This window comes from Pseudomonas sp. SBB6 (genome assembly GCF_024213215.1).
GTDB classification, from domain to species: Bacteria; Pseudomonadota; Gammaproteobacteria; order Pseudomonadales; family Pseudomonadaceae; genus Aquipseudomonas; species Aquipseudomonas donghuensis.
Window position 1 is genome coordinate 1 of record NZ_JANAVH010000014.1, and the last position, 15,182, is coordinate 15,182.

Annotated in this window: 18 protein-coding genes; 7 read left to right on the forward strand and 11 right to left on the reverse strand. The window is 58.1% G+C overall.

The features are described from left to right. Positions 1-379 precede the first annotated feature (379 nt). The 4 genes from NLX68_RS22490 to NLX68_RS22505 form a co-directional block, all read right to left on the reverse strand. Complete coding sequence (locus NLX68_RS22490) at positions 380-1,309, reverse strand: GyrI-like domain-containing protein (RefSeq protein WP_254285862.1); 930 nt, start codon at positions 1,307-1,309, stop codon at positions 380-382. Between the two features lie 91 nt (positions 1,310-1,400). After that, complete coding sequence (locus tag NLX68_RS22495) at positions 1,401-1,601, reverse strand: hypothetical protein (RefSeq protein WP_254285863.1); 201 nt, start codon at positions 1,599-1,601, stop codon at positions 1,401-1,403. A gap of 447 nt (positions 1,602-2,048) precedes the next feature. Continuing rightward, positions 2,049-2,270: a hypothetical protein gene (locus NLX68_RS22500; RefSeq protein WP_254285864.1), complete on the reverse strand. Its 222-nt coding sequence runs from the start codon at positions 2,268-2,270 to the stop codon at positions 2,049-2,051. Positions 2,271-2,414: 144 nt separating this feature from the next. Next, positions 2,415-3,296 (reverse strand): LysR family transcriptional regulator, encoded by an 882-nt coding sequence (locus NLX68_RS22505; protein WP_254285865.1) that lies wholly within the window; start codon positions 3,294-3,296, stop codon positions 2,415-2,417. Positions 3,297-3,489: 193 nt separating this feature from the next. Between NLX68_RS22505 and NLX68_RS22510 the strand changes: the two genes are divergently transcribed. Further along, the gene (locus NLX68_RS22510; protein ID WP_254285866.1) at positions 3,490-5,025 is read left to right on the forward strand and encodes an MFS transporter; all 1,536 of its coding nucleotides are present in this window, start codon (positions 3,490-3,492) and stop codon (positions 5,023-5,025) included. A gap of 22 nt (positions 5,026-5,047) precedes the next feature. On the opposite strand, the gene NLX68_RS22515 is transcribed toward NLX68_RS22510, so the two are convergent. Beyond that, complete coding sequence (locus tag NLX68_RS22515) at positions 5,048-5,476, reverse strand: hypothetical protein (RefSeq protein WP_254285867.1); 429 nt, start codon at positions 5,474-5,476, stop codon at positions 5,048-5,050. A gap of 176 nt (positions 5,477-5,652) precedes the next feature. Between NLX68_RS22515 and NLX68_RS22520 the strand changes: the two genes are divergently transcribed. Continuing rightward, positions 5,653-5,862 carry a DUF2158 domain-containing protein gene (locus tag NLX68_RS22520; RefSeq protein ID WP_010226463.1) on the forward strand — a complete coding sequence of 70 codons (210 nt, stop codon included), beginning with the start codon at positions 5,653-5,655 and terminating at the stop codon, positions 5,860-5,862. A gap of 109 nt (positions 5,863-5,971) precedes the next feature. Here the strand turns inward: NLX68_RS22520 and NLX68_RS22525 are convergent, their stop codons facing one another. From NLX68_RS22525 to NLX68_RS22550, 6 genes are all read right to left on the reverse strand, one after another. Continuing rightward, complete coding sequence (locus tag NLX68_RS22525) at positions 5,972-6,337, reverse strand: hypothetical protein (protein ID WP_254285868.1); 366 nt, start codon at positions 6,335-6,337, stop codon at positions 5,972-5,974. A gap of 207 nt (positions 6,338-6,544) precedes the next feature. Continuing rightward, positions 6,545-7,015 (reverse strand): hypothetical protein, encoded by a 471-nt coding sequence (locus NLX68_RS22530; RefSeq protein WP_254285869.1) that lies wholly within the window; start codon positions 7,013-7,015, stop codon positions 6,545-6,547. Between the two features lie 145 nt (positions 7,016-7,160). Then, positions 7,161-8,339, reverse strand: a complete 1,179-nt coding sequence (locus NLX68_RS22535) for a PLP-dependent aspartate aminotransferase family protein (RefSeq protein WP_254285870.1) — start codon at positions 8,337-8,339, stop codon at positions 7,161-7,163. After that, positions 8,336-9,712, reverse strand: a complete 1,377-nt coding sequence (locus NLX68_RS22540) for a cystathionine beta-synthase (protein WP_254285871.1) — start codon at positions 9,710-9,712, stop codon at positions 8,336-8,338. Before NLX68_RS22540 ends, NLX68_RS22535 begins: the two co-directional genes overlap by 4 nt. A 314-nt stretch (positions 9,713-10,026) precedes the next feature. Beyond that, the gene (locus tag NLX68_RS22545; RefSeq protein WP_254285872.1) at positions 10,027-11,070 is read right to left on the reverse strand and encodes an SDR family oxidoreductase; all 1,044 of its coding nucleotides are present in this window, start codon (positions 11,068-11,070) and stop codon (positions 10,027-10,029) included. Positions 11,071-11,073: 3 nt separating this feature from the next. Beyond that, a complete protein-coding gene (locus tag NLX68_RS22550) occupies positions 11,074-11,493 on the reverse strand; it encodes an ester cyclase (RefSeq protein WP_254285956.1) in 420 nt (139 codons plus the stop codon). A gap of 116 nt (positions 11,494-11,609) precedes the next feature. Here NLX68_RS22550 and NLX68_RS22555 point away from each other — a divergent pair, with 116 nt between their 5' ends. The 5 genes from NLX68_RS22555 to NLX68_RS22575 all read left to right on the forward strand — a co-directional run bounded on the left by NLX68_RS22555 (position 11,610) and on the right by NLX68_RS22575 (position 15,083). After that, complete coding sequence (locus NLX68_RS22555; protein WP_254285873.1) at positions 11,610-12,515, forward strand: LysR family transcriptional regulator; 906 nt, start codon at positions 11,610-11,612, stop codon at positions 12,513-12,515. A 4-nt stretch (positions 12,516-12,519) separates the two neighbouring features. After that, positions 12,520-12,927: a thioesterase family protein gene (locus NLX68_RS22560; protein WP_254285874.1), complete on the forward strand. Its 408-nt coding sequence runs from the start codon at positions 12,520-12,522 to the stop codon at positions 12,925-12,927. 87 nt (positions 12,928-13,014) lie between these two features. Beyond that, on the forward strand, positions 13,015-13,221 hold the full coding sequence (locus tag NLX68_RS22565; RefSeq protein ID WP_026001512.1) for a YceK/YidQ family lipoprotein: 207 nt from the start codon (positions 13,015-13,017) through the stop codon (positions 13,219-13,221). A 114-nt stretch (positions 13,222-13,335) separates the two neighbouring features. Then, positions 13,336-14,064 (forward strand): molecular chaperone, encoded by a 729-nt coding sequence (locus NLX68_RS22570; RefSeq protein WP_254285875.1) that lies wholly within the window; start codon positions 13,336-13,338, stop codon positions 14,062-14,064. A 26-nt stretch (positions 14,065-14,090) separates the two neighbouring features. Continuing rightward, the gene (locus NLX68_RS22575; RefSeq protein WP_254285876.1) at positions 14,091-15,083 is read left to right on the forward strand and encodes a fimbrial protein; all 993 of its coding nucleotides are present in this window, start codon (positions 14,091-14,093) and stop codon (positions 15,081-15,083) included. Positions 15,084-15,182 lie beyond the last annotated feature (99 nt).

Genomic DNA, 15,182 nt, shown 5'->3' on the forward strand with positions numbered 1-15,182 from the left:
TGCTTGCTTGCTTGCTTGCTTGCTTGCTTGCTTGCTTGCTTGCTTGCTTGCTTGCTTGCTTGCTTGCTTGCTTGCTTCGCGTTAATTCCAACTTTTGATCTTCATAGTTCATTGCTGATTCATGCTGGCTGAAGGGAATATTTGAAGTTACCTTCTGCTCCCCCCATTCGGAATCAGACGATTCTCATTGTCGCCACAGGCGCTAGGCCTTGGACGACATTCCTCCCCAGGTTGGCGAGCAACCACCCAGTTGCGCCGTCTACGCCGGTTCGATTCCGCCCTCGGCCTCCATTAATGAAAACCCCGCAGATTAACGTCTGCGGGGTTATTCTTTGTGGGTCGAAAAGGCCACATTTCCGCCAACCGCAAGGAAGTCCTACTACAGGGCTTTCACAGGAATGCAGATATCGCAGCTGAACTCACCCGTTTCAGGATTAAATGCCGTCGCTGCATAAAACATCTCAAAGCATGGCCGGTCGTCGCATTGCAGGCCGTTGGACGGCATCCATTCGCGCATCAGCCGCGTCCAGGCGTCAGCAATGTTCTCTACTCGGCCCTTGAAGCTCGACACCGCATAGCGGCCGCCCGGAAGGGTTTGAGTGTCTGCCTGACCGCTGGCAACAAAATCTGCCGGCACTTCAACGCAAGCGTCATAGCGGCACTTGCTGGCTGGCGTGATAGACGGATCGTCATAACCGATGCCGTAGCAAGCTTCCTCGCTGAAGCCATTCGAGTGCATCCACGGCGCCATTGTACTGCGCCAGAATTCGCCGATCGCAGGGCCGTACGGGCCGATCAAACGTTGGTAGGCGACTCGCGTTTTCGGTAAGTCGATGATGCGTACATGCATGGTGGTCTCCTTCGTCGATAGATAACAGACGTCAGAGTCACCGAACGCGGTCTCGCGTGCCTGATCGGTATTGCCAAAGACCTGATCAGGATTGCTCTCCTGCTTACCAGGTCGCTGGCCGATGGCGGCCGCGAGCGTTGCCAGTCGCTGTGGCGTATTGGCACGCCAGTCTGATGGCGTGCATCCAAACTTGAGTTTGAAGGCCCGCGCGAATGCCTCACCCGAATTGAAGCCGGTGGCCAGGGCGGTTTCAAGTACTGTTTCATGGCTACCGCAGGACAGACGGAGTGCCGCTTTCTCGAGCCGTCTTCGCCGGACGTAGCTGCCCAGTGTCTCGCCCATCCAGGCGGCGAAGATCCGATGAAAATGAAAGCGCGAGAAGTTGGCGACGTCGGCTAATTCCGCGCCCTCCAACGGATGCTCCAGGTGAGCATCGATGTAGTTGAGTACACGGTTCATGCGCCGCGTGTACTCAGCGCGTGATGCGTGAGCGGTAGGTTCTGTCGTCATGGTGCAGACACAATACTCTCAGATATCAAAAAGCAGAGGCTCAATATTTCGAGCACAGGCGCTTACGATAGGTGAGCGCCAGGTCCCGAATAGGGCCATTCCAAGCGATGGGTGAGAGTAGCAATACTGCGATCAGGAATGCCACCTGGGACAGGTAGAACGGCTCCAGCCACTGTTGCTTCAATGCAACGTAAAAACTGTTGTGGGTTACGTCGAGCAAAATAATCGCTGCCGTCAGCACGATTCCGGCTCTTGGCCTGATGAAAAGCAGCAGTGCTGCAAGTGGGTCTAAAAACGTAAGCGCCCCCCAGAACACCCGACTAGCCAAGTAAGCGCTAGGCCCGTACCCATAGTCCCAGAGCAATCCATGTGCAACGTCTGCACGGATATGATTAGCGGTTGCGATGAGAAGACAGCAGGCAAACAAAACTCTGACGGCGAATGACAATCTTGGCATAGCGGTATCCACATCCGTGTTCTACACCCTGCATGATATCGGGATTGACCAACAACGCTAGCCGTTGCAAACAGGGAAGGTGTGAGCGCTTATGCTGAAACGCGAGCTCGGTGTGTTCCTCACGCGTAGAGGAACAGTGGCGTGGAAAGAGGTAGCGTTCTGATGTGCACGAAAAGCCCGCCGAAGCGGGCTGATGCCGAGCGCAGTAAAAGGGGAGAGCTCTCGGCCAGTTCAGTGTAGCTTGGTGTGCTCATTTGAATCGCCGCCATCGCTGAATAACCCAATCTCCACCAAGGCGGCCTCAATGACCGCCAAGGCTTCGGCGATGGTTCGAAGGGGCTTTTCAGGATAGCCCTGGCTTGAAGGGGTCACCCCTTTCATGGAGGTGGCCAAGGCAAGCTGCGCATCAGCCAGCCGGGAGAGTAGGGCAAGAGTGAGTTTGTCGGTGACCATGGGCTGATCCTCCAAAGATCACGACAGGATAGCAGGCAACAAAAAGCCCGCCGAAGCGGGCTGATGCGCGGGCCAGGATAAGAATCCAATCCGGCGAATTCGCGCTGTTCGTACCCGGCGCAGGGCTGCAGGAGCGCTTTGCCTTCAGGGGCTGAGTGTTGGAGTCGGCATCGATGGCGACTCAGACATCTCCACCAGCAGTTGCCCAAATGCGTTGGCCGCAGGCGTCTTTCCCGTGGCGCTCCATATCAGTCTGAAATCAGCATCCACCAGCGCTGGCAAGCCATGTTGCCCGTCAATCACCACCATACCGGGCTCTAGATCGCCCAGCGGTAGCGCGGTGACGGCAAGCCCCGCCAATACCGCCGCCCGCAGCCCTTGTTGACTCGGAGAGGAAAAGGCGACCCGCCACTCCACGGTGGAACTCGCCAGTGCCTCTACGGCCACCTGGCGGTGCACGCAGGGCGCTGGGGCAAACGCCAGCGGCAATGGGCCATCGCCGGCAAAGTCGAAACTTTGCGCCGCGGCCCAGACAAACCGGGTTTCGCGCAGCACGGTGCCGCCGGCCTGACTGTCCGGTAATGCCATGACCACGGCCAGATCGAGACCATCGGTATCAACCAGCGCGCGCAGATCGAGGTAGGTGCCAACGGTTACATCCAGACGTACTGCGGGAAATTGCCTGGCAAACCGAGCCAGTAACGGCGGCAGGCCGTCGCCGATAAAGTTCTCGGGTACACCGAAGCGCACAGCCCCGGATACCGATGACGCTTCGAAACGTCGGGAAAGGGCGTCCTGCGCTCTGAGGACTTGTGCGGCATGGCGCAGAAAGTCTTCGCCATCTTCTGTCAGTGTCAAACGTCGGGTGGTGCGTACCAGAAGTCTGGTACCGGCCTGTTCTTCCAAACGCCGGATCTGATGACTGATCGCTGACTGGCTCACGTGCTGCCGCTCTGCGGCACGGGTGAAACTGCCGGTTTCCTTGATCGCGACAAAAGCACGCAATAGCGCTGGGTCGAAGTCCATTAAGTCAACTCATGACGGATGCTAATAAAACTTACGAAATTAAATCATTTTTGTCATTTTTTAATTACTTCCAGAATGCGGGCAGGTCACCTGGACGTTTGCCGGGTGGCGCTGGCGAGGCTATTGCGTCTGCCCCCTGACAGCGTTCAGGGCAGTCTTGCCAGGCCCCATCAACTTGATCTGGAAGATCACAATGCAGTTCTCTTCTTCGCAAAAAGATGTGTTCGCCATAGCCGCCGTTTGCTTGGCCTCGCTGATGTTCGGCCTGGAAATTTCAAGCGTGCCGGCCATCCTGCCCACGCTTGAATCGGTTCTGCGCAGCGATTTCAAAGAGATGCAGTGGATCATGAATGCCTACACCATCGCCTGCACTACAGTGCTGATGGCCACCGGCACGCTGGCGGATCGGTATGGGCGCAAGCGTGTGTTCGTCATTAGCCTGGTGCTTTTCGGCATTACCTCACTGGGCTGTGGATGGGCGCAAAGCGCCAGCGTGTTGATCGTAAACCGATTCCTGCAAGGTATGTCCGGCGGGGCCATGCTGATCTGTCAGGTGGCAGTGCTGTCTCACCGATTCCAGTCAGGCGCAGCACGCGGCAAAGCTTTTAGTGCTTGGGGGATCGTGTTCGGTATCGGTTTGGGGTTCGGTCCGATTATCGGCGCCATGATCGTGGCGTTGTCGAATTGGCAATGGGTGTTCCTGGTACATGCGCCAATCGCCGTGCTCGCGCTGTTGCTGGTGATCGCCGGTGTCGACGAATCACGCGATCCACAGCGTCGCAAGTTGGATGTTTTGGGCATTATTTCGCTGTCGCTGGCAGTCTTAGGCCTGTCCTGGTTCATCACTCAGGGAGCGGCGCCAGGTTTTTCCAGCGCTTTGGCCATCGCCAGTCTGGCCAGTCTGGTTGTGGCAATGGTCAGTTTCATCGTCTTTGTCGTCGCGCAGCGCCGCAATGCCGATCCCATGTTCGATTTCTCTGTATTGCGCATCCGCCGCTTCTCGGGTGCCTTGTTAGGCTCGGCCGGCATGAACTTCAGCTTCTGGCCATTCATGATTTACCTGCCTCTGTACTTTCAAAATGGCCTAGGCTACGCCAGTGTCGGCACCGGCCTGGCACTGCTGGCCTACACGTTGCCGACGTTGGTTGTCCCCCCGTTAGGCGAACGGCTGGCGCTGCGCTATCGGCCGGAGGTCGTGATCCCGGCTGGCTTGTTCACCATAGGCCTGGGGTTCCTGCTGATGAATTGGGGCAGCAGCGTCACGGATGCCAGCTGGCTGACGATGCTTCCAGGCTGCCTGATCGCCGGGATTGGACTGGGGTTGACCAATACGCCTGTTACCAATACCACCACCGGATCGGTGTCCAGTGAGCGTGCTGGCATGGCATCGGGCATTGATATCAGCGCTCGTATGATCAGCCTTGCAATCAATATTGCGCTGATGGGATTCATCTTGGTGGAAGGCATCCTGTCCTCCCTGCGCGACCAGTTATCTGGCACACCCGATGATGTGCAACTGAGGTTGCTGGCGGAGGAAATTTCAGCCGGCAACACTGCCGAGTTGGCGCAGGCTGGCCAAGGGACTGCGATTCCGGTCGAGGTCGCCAATGCAGCGTTGGCGCATGGGTTTGGCTGGGTGATGCTGTATGGCGGTATTGCTGCATGGGTGCTAGTGGCGGCGAGCTACTGGGTCTTTCGTTCGAGCAAAGCCGTTCAGCCTCAGCTGTGACTGTAATCCGAAGGTCTTCGGACTATCGACCTGGCATTTCGTTCACGCTCAGTGCAGCTCTCTTGCACGCGATCGCGAGCATCACGGTTGATGTGATCCCTGGCATTAGAAAGAAGCAATAAATTTGCGGGATGAACGCCTTGAAGGATGCGGCGATTGTTAGACCCCATAGGGTGGTTACCACTACACCAGCGACGAGCAGTGGCTTGTTTTTAAGCGCTGGCGTGCTCGACATTGCAATGCTGAAGATTTTCCAGCCTGACCAGATTCCGAACATCGAGATTGCAGAGGCGATGAGTGTGAAAGGAATGGTGCGGGGAGGTGCCTCGGGAACGAAGGGGGGAGGGATGAAAATCGCCACCAGGGTCACCGAGAAAAGAACGGTGATCGGTAGCAGGCCGAAGAGTGCTCCGATGATTAAGCCAATACGGAGTTTGATGATGCTATCCATGCTTACCCTTACGAACTGAGCCGGTGGCGAGGTATCACCCTGCAAGCGGTTGCGGCGGGTGAAATCGTAGGTTTGAGAATATACTGAGGCAGACGCAGATCATGGCTCTCCAAGGGTAATTGCGCTTAGGTTTGCCGCAACCCATGAGGGGGGTCAATCAACCAGGGAGCCAGGCCATGTCGAATTTCGAGAAGGGCGATCTAGTGGTTTTGAACAGTGGTGGCCCTGTCATGACTGTTAGGTATGTTGATAACGACATAAGCGAAGGTTACAGCGTGCAAGTGACCTGCGATTGGTTTGATAAAGCAGAGCAGCATCACACGGCTACATTTAACGCTGAGATGATTGCAAAAGGGGACGGTCGGCTTAAAGGCTCAACCCTTTGAGGCAAGCGGGATAGGGATGATCACCATGCACGATCGGTGCGGCCGTGTCGATGGCGCTGGTGGCCGGGGCGCTCTGGCGTAGCTACCAGCACGGCCGGTGTCGTAGATATCAAGGGATAGATTTTCCGATCTTGGCGACAGCATGGACAATGGCGCGGCGCATCAATTCACACTCGTCATCGCTATCGATATCCGATCCCTCAGACCAGTCGTCCGGGTTCTTTCCAAAAAGATCTTTGGGCATTGCGCATAGAAACGCGCAATCGATATGAAGACCAAGCTTCACCGCCAGGCGCAGCGCGTCGCCATCATTTACCAGTGGGTTCCAGAGCGCTCTACTTTCGTCAACGAGCATTAGAAAGCCCTGTTCACAAACCCTCGGGTGCCCAGGAACGCCTTGCCACAAGTCCGTCCATTCGATGAGTTCATACCCAGCAGCCTTAGCCGCCAGCTCCAGCAATTCCCGATCCATCATGGTGTGTACCCATCATCCAGTGCCCGGCTGAGCCGTGCTATCCAGTGCTGATTCCTTCAGATCCTCGCATGATACGAAAAATTTTACCGTTATTGTTCGGTAGGTGTGTTGGCGATGCGCCCCGAGAGGGGCGCATCGATGTGTTCGGACTTGCTCCGAGGGCTACAGGGGCAGTGCGACAAAGGACGCGAGCCTAACTGACGGCCATCAATTCGGCAGCTGTAGTTCGGCAAGCGTATTCGATGCGGGCTGGTTGGTAAAAACCCATTGATTTTGATTGTCCAGGATCAGAATCTCTTCACCGTTCGTCGTGATGCTGTCATTTGTTGTTGAGCTCTGTACGTCGAGCCCATTGAAGTATTGAGTGAGCCTGTTAAAAATCTGTACTGAACCCATGCCTGCAGCATTCCCTCCCCACGTGAATCCTACTGCTCGGATAGTATCTCCGTTGAGTGGAAAGTGGGCGGTGAGCACGGGATCTAACGAAGCATCCACTCTGGCCTGGGTATAAGGGGGGCCATAATCCACAGAAAAATGGGCGCATCGCTTTGCTATGGCACCATTCTGGCCGTTCTGGTAGATGACGATAAGTGCGACGCAAGGGTCGCAGCCACGCGTTCTGATATTGTCCGTTCCATCACATTCAAGCAACTCACCCACGTTTACGGTTACAGGCATGGGGTTTCTCCGAGAAGGTTGCGAAGCCCAGACTGTAGCCTGCTGGTGAAAACATGCCAGCGTAGCGGGGGCGTTGCTTTAGGCAACCGCTGGGCACGTTATGGCCTGCTACAGGCTAACTTGCTGGCAGCTATCGACCCACTGCTTAAATCCGCGCCAACGCCTGGGCCAGGTCGGCGCGCAGGTCTTCGACATCTTCGACACCCACTGACAAACGCACCAGCGCATCACCGATGCCCAGTTGCGCGCGGGTTGGTGCGGGGATGCTGGCGTGGGTCATGATCGCCGGGTGTTCGATCAGGCTTTCCACCCCGCCCAGGCTCTCGGCCAAGGCGAAGATCTGTACCGCTTCGAGGAAGCGTTTGGCGCCGCCCAGGTCGCTGTTCAGGTCAAGGGAAATCATCCCGCCGAACCCGCGCATCTGCCGCTGTGCCAGTGAGTGCTGCGGGTGCGACGCCAGGCCCGGATAATAGACGCGCGCAACCTGCGGCTGACGTGCAAGCCATTGCGCCAGCTCCAGCGCATTGCTGCAGTGGCGCTCCATGCGCAGTGCCAGGGTCTTTACGCCGCGCAGGGTGAGGAAAGCGTCGAACGGCCCGGCGATAGCCCCCACCGCGTTCTGCAGAAAGCCCAGGCGCTCGGCCAGCTCGAGGTTCTGCCCGACCACCGCGATGCCGCCGATCACGTCGGAGTGGCCGTTCAGATACTTGGTCGTCGAGTGCAGCACGATATCGAAGCCCAGCTCCAGCGGACGCTGAATCCACGGGCTGGCAAAGGTGTTGTCAGCCACACAGATGATGCCTCGCTCGCGACAGGTGCGCGCGACGGCGGCGAGGTCAGTGAGGCGTAGCAAGGGATTGCTCGGTGTCTCGACCCAGACCATCCGCGTGTCATCCTGCAGCGCCGCTTCGAATGCCGCCAGGTCAGTCAGGTCGACGAAGCTGAAACGATGCCCGGCGCTGCGCCGGCGCACCCGCTCGAACAGTCGGAAAGTACCGCCGTACAGGTCATTGCCAGAGACGATGTGGGAGCCTGTGTCGAGCAGTTCGAGCACAGTGGCGATCGCCGCCAGCCCGGAGGCGAAGGCGAAGGCCTGGGTTCCGGCCTCAAGGTCCGCCACGCAACGCTCCAGCGCCCAGCGCGTGGGGTTGTGCGAACGCCCGTAGTCAAGGCCCTTGTGCACACCGGGGCTTTGCTGCGCATAGGTGGAGTTGGCGTAAATCGGCGGCATCAGTGCCCCGGTCGAAGGGTCCGGCGCCTGTCCAGCATGGATCACTCGGGTGGCGAAGGCGCGTGGCGCGCCGGTTTCATCGTGCTGACTCATGGTAGGGACCTGCGTAAGTGGTTGAGCATGTCGACGCGGGTAATCATGCCGTGGAAGCCCGAAGCGTCTTCGATGATCGCCACCAGCCCACGGTCGAGCTCGGCCTGCAGCTCGGCCAGGCTGGCGCTGGGCGGCAGGGTTTCCAGTTTGTCGGTCATCGCGCTGGCCACGGTCAGATGAAAGTGCGAAGCGTCCTGGTGCACGCCAAGCAGAATATCGGACTCGTCGATCACGCCGACCAGGCGCTGTCCATTCACCAGTACCGGCAGTTGCGACACATCAGCCAGGCGCATGCGCTGAAAGGCGGTGAGCAGCGTGTCGTCCGGGCCCACGCTGATCACCCGGCCATCCTCGAAACGCCGCGCAATCAGGTCGCGCAGATCGCCGTAACGCTTGCGCGCAAGCAAGCCCTGATCGGTCATCCACTGGTCGTTGTAGACCTTCGACAGGTAGCGGGTGCCGGTGTCGCAGACGAAGCTGACGACCCGCTTGGGCTCGGTTTGCTCGCGACAGTAGCGCAGTGCCGCGGCCAGCAATGTGCCGGTCGAAGAGCCGCCGAGAATGCCCTCGGCGCGCAGCAGTTGGCGGGCGTGATCGAAGCTCTCCTCGTCGCTGATGGAGTAGGCCTGGCGCACACTGGAAAGGTCGGCAATAGACGGAATGAAGTCTTCGCCGATGCCTTCCACTGCCCAGGATCCGGGCGTACCGAGGGTGCCGCTGCGGCTGTATTCGGCGACCACCGATCCGATCGGGTCAGCCAGCACCATGGCCAGGTTCGGCTGCAGGCGGCGAAAGAAGCGGGTCAGCCCGGTAAGCGTGCCGGCCGAGCCGACGCCGACGACGATGGCATCCAGATCATGCTGGGTCTGCGCCCAGATCTCCGGAGCGGTGCTGCACTCGTGGGCCAACGGGTTGGCCGGGTTGTTGAACTGATCGGCGAAGAAGGCGTCGGGAATCTCCTGCGCCAGCCGCGCAGCAACATCCTGGTAGTAGTCGGGATGGCCCTTGCCGACGTCAGAGCGGGTGATGTGCACCTCGGCGCCCATCGCCTTGAGGTGCAGGACCTTCTCGGTGGACATCTTGTCCGGCACCACCAACACCACCCGGTAACCCTTGGCGCGGCCGACCAGGGCCAGGCCCAGGCCGGTGTTGCCGGCGGTGGCCTCGACGATGGTGCCGCCGGGTCGCAGGCGGCCATCGCGCTCGGCGGCGTCGATCATCGCCAGGCCGATGCGATCCTTGATCGAACCGCCGGGGTTTTGCGATTCGAGCTTGAGGAACAGTGTGCACGGACCCGTATCGAAGCGGCTGACGCGCACCAGCGGCGTATTGCCGATCAGTTCGAGCACGGCGGGGCGGGAGTCGTTCGGCATGTCGTCACCTCGCTGCGGGAGCTCGCATTGGATGGACGGTAACCTGCGACGAGTCGTTGCGTGTCAGTCGCAGGGAAAGCCTCGCTTGGAACATAGGCCTGGATTGCACCGCCCGCAACCGTCCCCAGCCAGCCGGTAGCGACGCCGAGATGGCTGATGCTGGCCGGAAGTAGACAGGTGCGATCGTCGCTGATCTGGTTGATCCGCAGCGAAGCCCGAATTCCACCGCTCGCTGGTTGGCGTCAGCACAACGGCGGGTTGGCGCCCGCCGTGGCCGAGGACAACCTGGCGCGGCATCCGGGATCAGTTGACCACTACGTTTCGCGAGGTTCGCGCGCGGTGCTTTTTTCAATCCATCCGTGTTCTCGGTACCACGCTATGGTCTCTGTGATGGTCCGCTCAACCCCCCGAAACGTCAGGCCGAGCTCTTCCTCACTCTTGCGATGGTCAAAACAGGTGCGGTGCTCCTCCCGTATCAATAGGCGCAATGTCGCCATGCTCAGCAAAATGGGTTTGCCGGTAAGGCGCGCATAGAGCTCCTGCACGGTCGCCAGGAGGTATAACGCGGGCAGTGGGAGTTGCCGAACAGGCGTCTTCACGCCTGCGACACGTCCAAGAATGGGTACCAGCTGACGCATGGTCATGTTCCGACCTGCCGCAAGATAGCGCTCGCCTCTGCGCCCTTTATCCGCCGCGACTATATGCGCTAATGCCACATCACGGGCATCGACGACGGAGAAGGTACCAGGGATCAATCCGGGCAGCTTTCTGTTCACAACATCCTTGATCAATTGCCCCGAGGAGGTCGGACCTATGTCGCCAGGCCCCCACATCCAACCTGGCAGGATCATGCAGGCATGCATCTCGGGATGCGCTTGCAAAAATGCCAGGACAACCCGGTCAGCAAGTATTTTGCTGCGGTAGTAGTCATCCGCGTCGGCCTCGGCCCGCAGGCACGTCTCATCGATGGGGCTGCCAGGTGCCCCGTCAAGCACGGCAATCGAAGACGTATGGATGAACCGCCGTATACCCGCACGATAAGCCTGGTGGATCAGCTCGTGTGTGCCCGTGACGTTGATCTTTTCGAGTGTTTTCCAGTGGCTGCCGCCCTTGTAGTTATCGCGAAAGAACGCCGCTGTATGAAACACCGTATCGCAGCCTTGCAGCGACGCTGCGAATGCCGTGACGTCGGCCATATCCCCAACGACCAACTCGACAGAGGGCAGATCGGCGAACTGCAGTTCACCTTTGGCTCTTGAGCGGACCAGGGCTTTAACCGCATAGCCACGTGCAACCAACTCACGAACCAGGTTATTGCCCAACAAACCGGTGGCGCCGGTAACGAATGCGTTGCGCATGGTTCAACCCTCGCCCTGTTGTGCAAACGGCATCAACACCGCCGTGTCAAAAAAAGCCTCCTCGCGGATGGCCAGTCGATCCTTGAAGGTGAAGTGCGCCGCGTAGTGCACGCAGATAGCTCGGCCATGGGCTGGGATTACCCGGTCTGGCAGTACCAATGGGGCCGAGAAGGTGCCGGTCAGTATGGCCGTCAGCGCCAGGCGATCCTCAGTGACAACGAATGGGGTCAAGATCACGTGGGCATCGGCAAATGCGTCGATCAGCGCGATTTCACGTCTGCGCATGGACTCCCGACCTTTTTGTATCCCCATGGCATCAAGGTAAACGAAGTCTTCGTGAACCAGCGCAAGCATCGCTTCTACATCACGGCGATTGAATGCATTAGCGGCTCGATCTGCGTATTCGGTAGGGCCTGTAGTCATTTGTTCCATGCCAATTGTTCGGAGGGCTTGCAGATATACCCTCAAGGCCTCCACCGAAAAACAGCGACTGCTGCATAATGGCTTTGCATTTATGCAAACCAGGGAAGAGATGGCATATGGCGATGCAAGCAAATTGGGACGATCTTCGTCTGTTATTGGCCGTTTCGCGGCGCGGCAGCTTTCTTCAAGCAGGCCAGTTGCTGGGGCTTGCAGCGTCTACCGTGTCACGCCGATTAACCCAACTTGAAGCAGCCCTGGGCGAACCACTGGTCGAAAGGGGCGTTGAAGGCTGTTGGTTGACCTCCAGAGGACAATCGCTTGTGGAAGTTGCCTTGGCTGCGGAAGCAGGCTTGAGGGGGCAAGCTGTCGCTGTGCCCGGGTCGAGTTCGGCGTTATCCGGGCGGGTGCTGGTGAGCGCCGGAGAAGGGTTCTCTTCTTGCATCATGGAGGCGGTGGCGCGCTTCACGTCCTTGCACCCGAACTGCTCCGTGGAGTTGCAGGTCACAGCCGATTTCCACAAGATCGTGCGCGGCGCGGCTGACATTGCCGTACGCACCGCTCATTTGGGCGAGCCGTCGCTGATTTATCGGTCAGTAGGCAAACTCGCGTACGGTGTCTTCGCCGATGCAAGCTATCTGAAGCGATTTCCACAAGTGACTCCGGCCACCGCCGACAGTATTGCCTTGCTTGCGCCGCTGGATATGTTGCCGCAGATGCGTGCAGCGAAGGCGGCGAGCCTGGACCGCGCGCAGGTCAGCGTAAACGCCTTCGCCGCGCAGCTCGAAGCGGTGAGGCGAGGCATTGGCGCGGCCGTGCTGCCTCGTATGTTGGCAAACGGCTTGATCGAGTTGTTCCCTGAGTTGCACATCCCCGACATGGATGTGTATTTGGTGACGCGGCCGCAAGCCCTGAAGCAGATCCATATCAAAACTTTTTATGCCATCTTGGAGCAGGTGATGGTACAAACCCTTGGCGTAAAAAACGGGGTTGTTAACGCTGTGTCTCTCACTATTAAGGATTGATCTTGTGCCGACGGCAGTGATTGTCAAGAGAACGGTATTGTTTGGTGACTGTGATCCCGAGGGGATTGTCTATACCCCGAGGTTTTCGTATTTCGTTATTGAGGCCGTCCATGATGCACTTGCAGTCTGGCTGTCCGGTCCTGGGTTAAGAACCCTGCTAGGTTTTGATGTACTGCCTCCGGCAAGGGCATTTTCGCTGGAGTTTCTTCATCCGGTCACGTGGGATGATGAACTTTCCATAAAGGTAAGTGTTGCCCGAGTCGGGCGTCACTCGTTCACATTTTTCGTCGAAGGTCGTTTAGCGTCAGAGGTTGTGGCCTTTACGGCCAGCCTCACACAGGTTTGCATCTCACCGGTTACCCGAGCCGTTATTGAAGTTCCTGAGCCGCTGAGGGTGCTACTCCAGGCGTGAGCGTTGCGCGTTCGCCACGCCGCGGGTGACTTGCTTTTTCGTGCCAACGTCTATGAAGCAGACAATGGAAAGTAATAAGGACATTACGTGCTACGTAAACTCATGTTGATCTTGGCCATTTCGCAGTTGAGCGGTTGCGCCTGGTTTGTTGCAAACTCTTACGGGCCTGCTTCCTGCTTTGAAGGAACAGAGCTTGAGTTCAAGGAGATGATGCCGTTGATTGGGCCGTTCATCATTCTCGACTTACCCTTCACCGTGGTAGCCGACACGTTATCCCTTCCGGCGTGCCTGTAATCGATCAATGCTGGATGCCCAAGCCGTTGAAGCTACCGGGCTCCAGTTTCTGGCTTGCCAGTCTTTAGGAATCGTCTGATAGGTGACGGGCCTGGGCCACGCCAGAATCGGCGAATGAAATTCGACATTAGCGTTCGCCACACTCGTTGCCGGCTGATGCCCGGCATCGGCATCCTCCTGGCCTTGCTGTTCAGCACAACGGCACGCGCCGACATCACCTTCGACGGCTTCACTCGCTTTATCTTCGAGGGCAAGCAGAAGCAATTGCCGGTGATTATCGTCAACCAGGGCAACCAACCGGCGCTGGTACAGGTCAAGCTCGACTGGGGTGACAAGCCGGGCAGCAGTGAATTGCCCATGGCTGTTTCCAAGCCATTGCTGCTTATTCCCGCCAACAGCAAGGCATCGACCGACATCCTTTACCAGGGGGCGGGCCTGCCGGATGACAGGGAGTCCTTCCTGTTGTTGAAAGTGCTGCAGATTCCGAAAAAAACCGTCGATAGCAACGCCATGGCGATTGCCCTGCAGCACAACCTCAAGCTGTTCTACCGGCCGCCATTGCCAGGCTCAGTCAACACTGGCGTTGAACAACTGCACTGGTCGCCGGCTGCTGCAGGCAGTTATCGGGCCCGCAACGACTCACCCTATTACCTGACGCTGACCGAGGTCGCTTTGCTTGATCAATCAGGCGTCGCCTGCGGCCAGGCCATCGATCATCTGATGATTGCGCCGTTTTCGTCCTATTCATTGAACGTGAAAGGCTGTGACAGGCCTGTCAGCCAAGTGGCTTATGCATTTATCAGCGACGCCGGGCTAAGCCATGCGCGGCGCAGCAACTTGTGACCCCGGTTACCTCAGAAGGCATTGTCATGTTTACCAAGAAGCTGTTTTTTGTCGGTTTTCTGTTCTTCCTGAGCATTCCCCACAGCTACGCATTGAAATGTCAGCAAACCAGCTCGGGGCTGATCAATGACACCACAACCATTACCGATACCACCGCCATTCCCAATTCATTGCCCGCCGGCACGATCCTCTGGCGGCAACCGACGCAACGCATCAATGTCGAGTGCTGGGTGGACATTCAGGGTAGCCCCGGCGAGAACATTTACTTCTACATGAACCCGAACCGGGTGGACCTGGGCAAGGACATCGAAATCGGTGTCACCTATGAAGGCAAGGACTACCTCTATTCTTCGCTTACCGGCGGCAAGCTCAACATCGGATGGTGGGTGAATGGCTGTCCGGCCAACGACAACTGCGGCTGGCAAAAAGAAAGCAAGGCCATGACCTACTCGCTGTTTTTCGTGAAGAAGTCGCCTGCCGGTGATAACAAGGAGGGGCCGATCACCTCGCTGAGTGACTACCGGGCGTTCCAGTTCGATGGCGTTGGCGGGGTGCGGCCAGGGGTGAGTTACAACGTCACCGTCAAGGGCCTGAACAAGCTGCGCTACCTGCCTTGCGAGTCGTCGATCAACATCCAGCCAAGCGTGATCAATTTCGGTGCGATCCGCACCTCTGGCGCCAAAGCCGGCGCGACAATCAAGGACGTACCGTTCACCATCACCGAACAGCGCACCTGCAATGCCGCCTATGGGCTGGGCGGTTACCTGGAGCCGCTGACCGCTACACTGTCCAGCAGCCAGGACACCTTGATCCCGACCGATAACAAATCGGTGGGTATCAGCCTGATCAACGAAGATGACCAGCGCGCCTTGCTGTTCAAGAAAGAGTTCGTGTTGACCCCAAAAACCACGTCGACCACCAACTCGCACAACTTCCTGGCGCGCCTGAAGTGGATGACCGCGACGCCGAGCTTTGGCGAGTTCAACGCCGGTGCGACCCTGGATATTTTCTACAAGTAAGTTGCCGCCCTGCTGTAGACTCGGCGCCTTGCCAGGTTGCAATGGCAAGAATGTGCCGGTCATCGACCCGACGTTGACCACGTGCTCAGTTGCGAGCAC

Coding starts and splice junctions, on each gene's coding strand:
- NLX68_RS22520 (WP_010226463.1), top strand. CDS start 5,653: ATGTCGAATTTCGAGAAGGGCGATCTAGTGGTTTTGAACAGTGGTGGC.
- NLX68_RS22530 (WP_254285869.1), bottom strand. CDS start 7,015: ATGCCTGTAACCGTAAACGTGGGTGAGTTGCTTGAATGTGATGGAACG.
- NLX68_RS22575 (WP_254285876.1), top strand. CDS start 14,091: ATGTTTACCAAGAAGCTGTTTTTTGTCGGTTTTCTGTTCTTCCTGAGC.
- NLX68_RS22525 (WP_254285868.1), bottom strand. CDS start 6,337: ATGATGGATCGGGAATTGCTGGAGCTGGCGGCTAAGGCTGCTGGGTAT.
- NLX68_RS22555 (WP_254285873.1), top strand. CDS start 11,610: ATGGCGATGCAAGCAAATTGGGACGATCTTCGTCTGTTATTGGCCGTT.
- NLX68_RS22540 (WP_254285871.1), bottom strand. CDS start 9,712: ATGCCGAACGACTCCCGCCCCGCCGTGCTCGAACTGATCGGCAATACG.
- NLX68_RS22545 (WP_254285872.1), bottom strand. CDS start 11,070: ATGCGCAACGCATTCGTTACCGGCGCCACCGGTTTGTTGGGCAATAAC.
- NLX68_RS22510 (WP_254285866.1), top strand. CDS start 3,490: ATGCAGTTCTCTTCTTCGCAAAAAGATGTGTTCGCCATAGCCGCCGTT.
- NLX68_RS22550 (WP_254285956.1), bottom strand. CDS start 11,493: ATGACTACAGGCCCTACCGAATACGCAGATCGAGCCGCTAATGCATTC.
- NLX68_RS22505 (WP_254285865.1), bottom strand. CDS start 3,296: ATGGACTTCGACCCAGCGCTATTGCGTGCTTTTGTCGCGATCAAGGAA.
- NLX68_RS22490 (WP_254285862.1), bottom strand. CDS start 1,309: ATGAACCGTGTACTCAACTACATCGATGCTCACCTGGAGCATCCGTTG.
- NLX68_RS22500 (WP_254285864.1), bottom strand. CDS start 2,270: ATGGTCACCGACAAACTCACTCTTGCCCTACTCTCCCGGCTGGCTGAT.
- NLX68_RS22570 (WP_254285875.1), top strand. CDS start 13,336: ATGAAATTCGACATTAGCGTTCGCCACACTCGTTGCCGGCTGATGCCC.
- NLX68_RS22535 (WP_254285870.1), bottom strand. CDS start 8,339: ATGAGTCAGCACGATGAAACCGGCGCGCCACGCGCCTTCGCCACCCGA.
- NLX68_RS22515 (WP_254285867.1), bottom strand. CDS start 5,476: ATGGATAGCATCATCAAACTCCGTATTGGCTTAATCATCGGAGCACTC.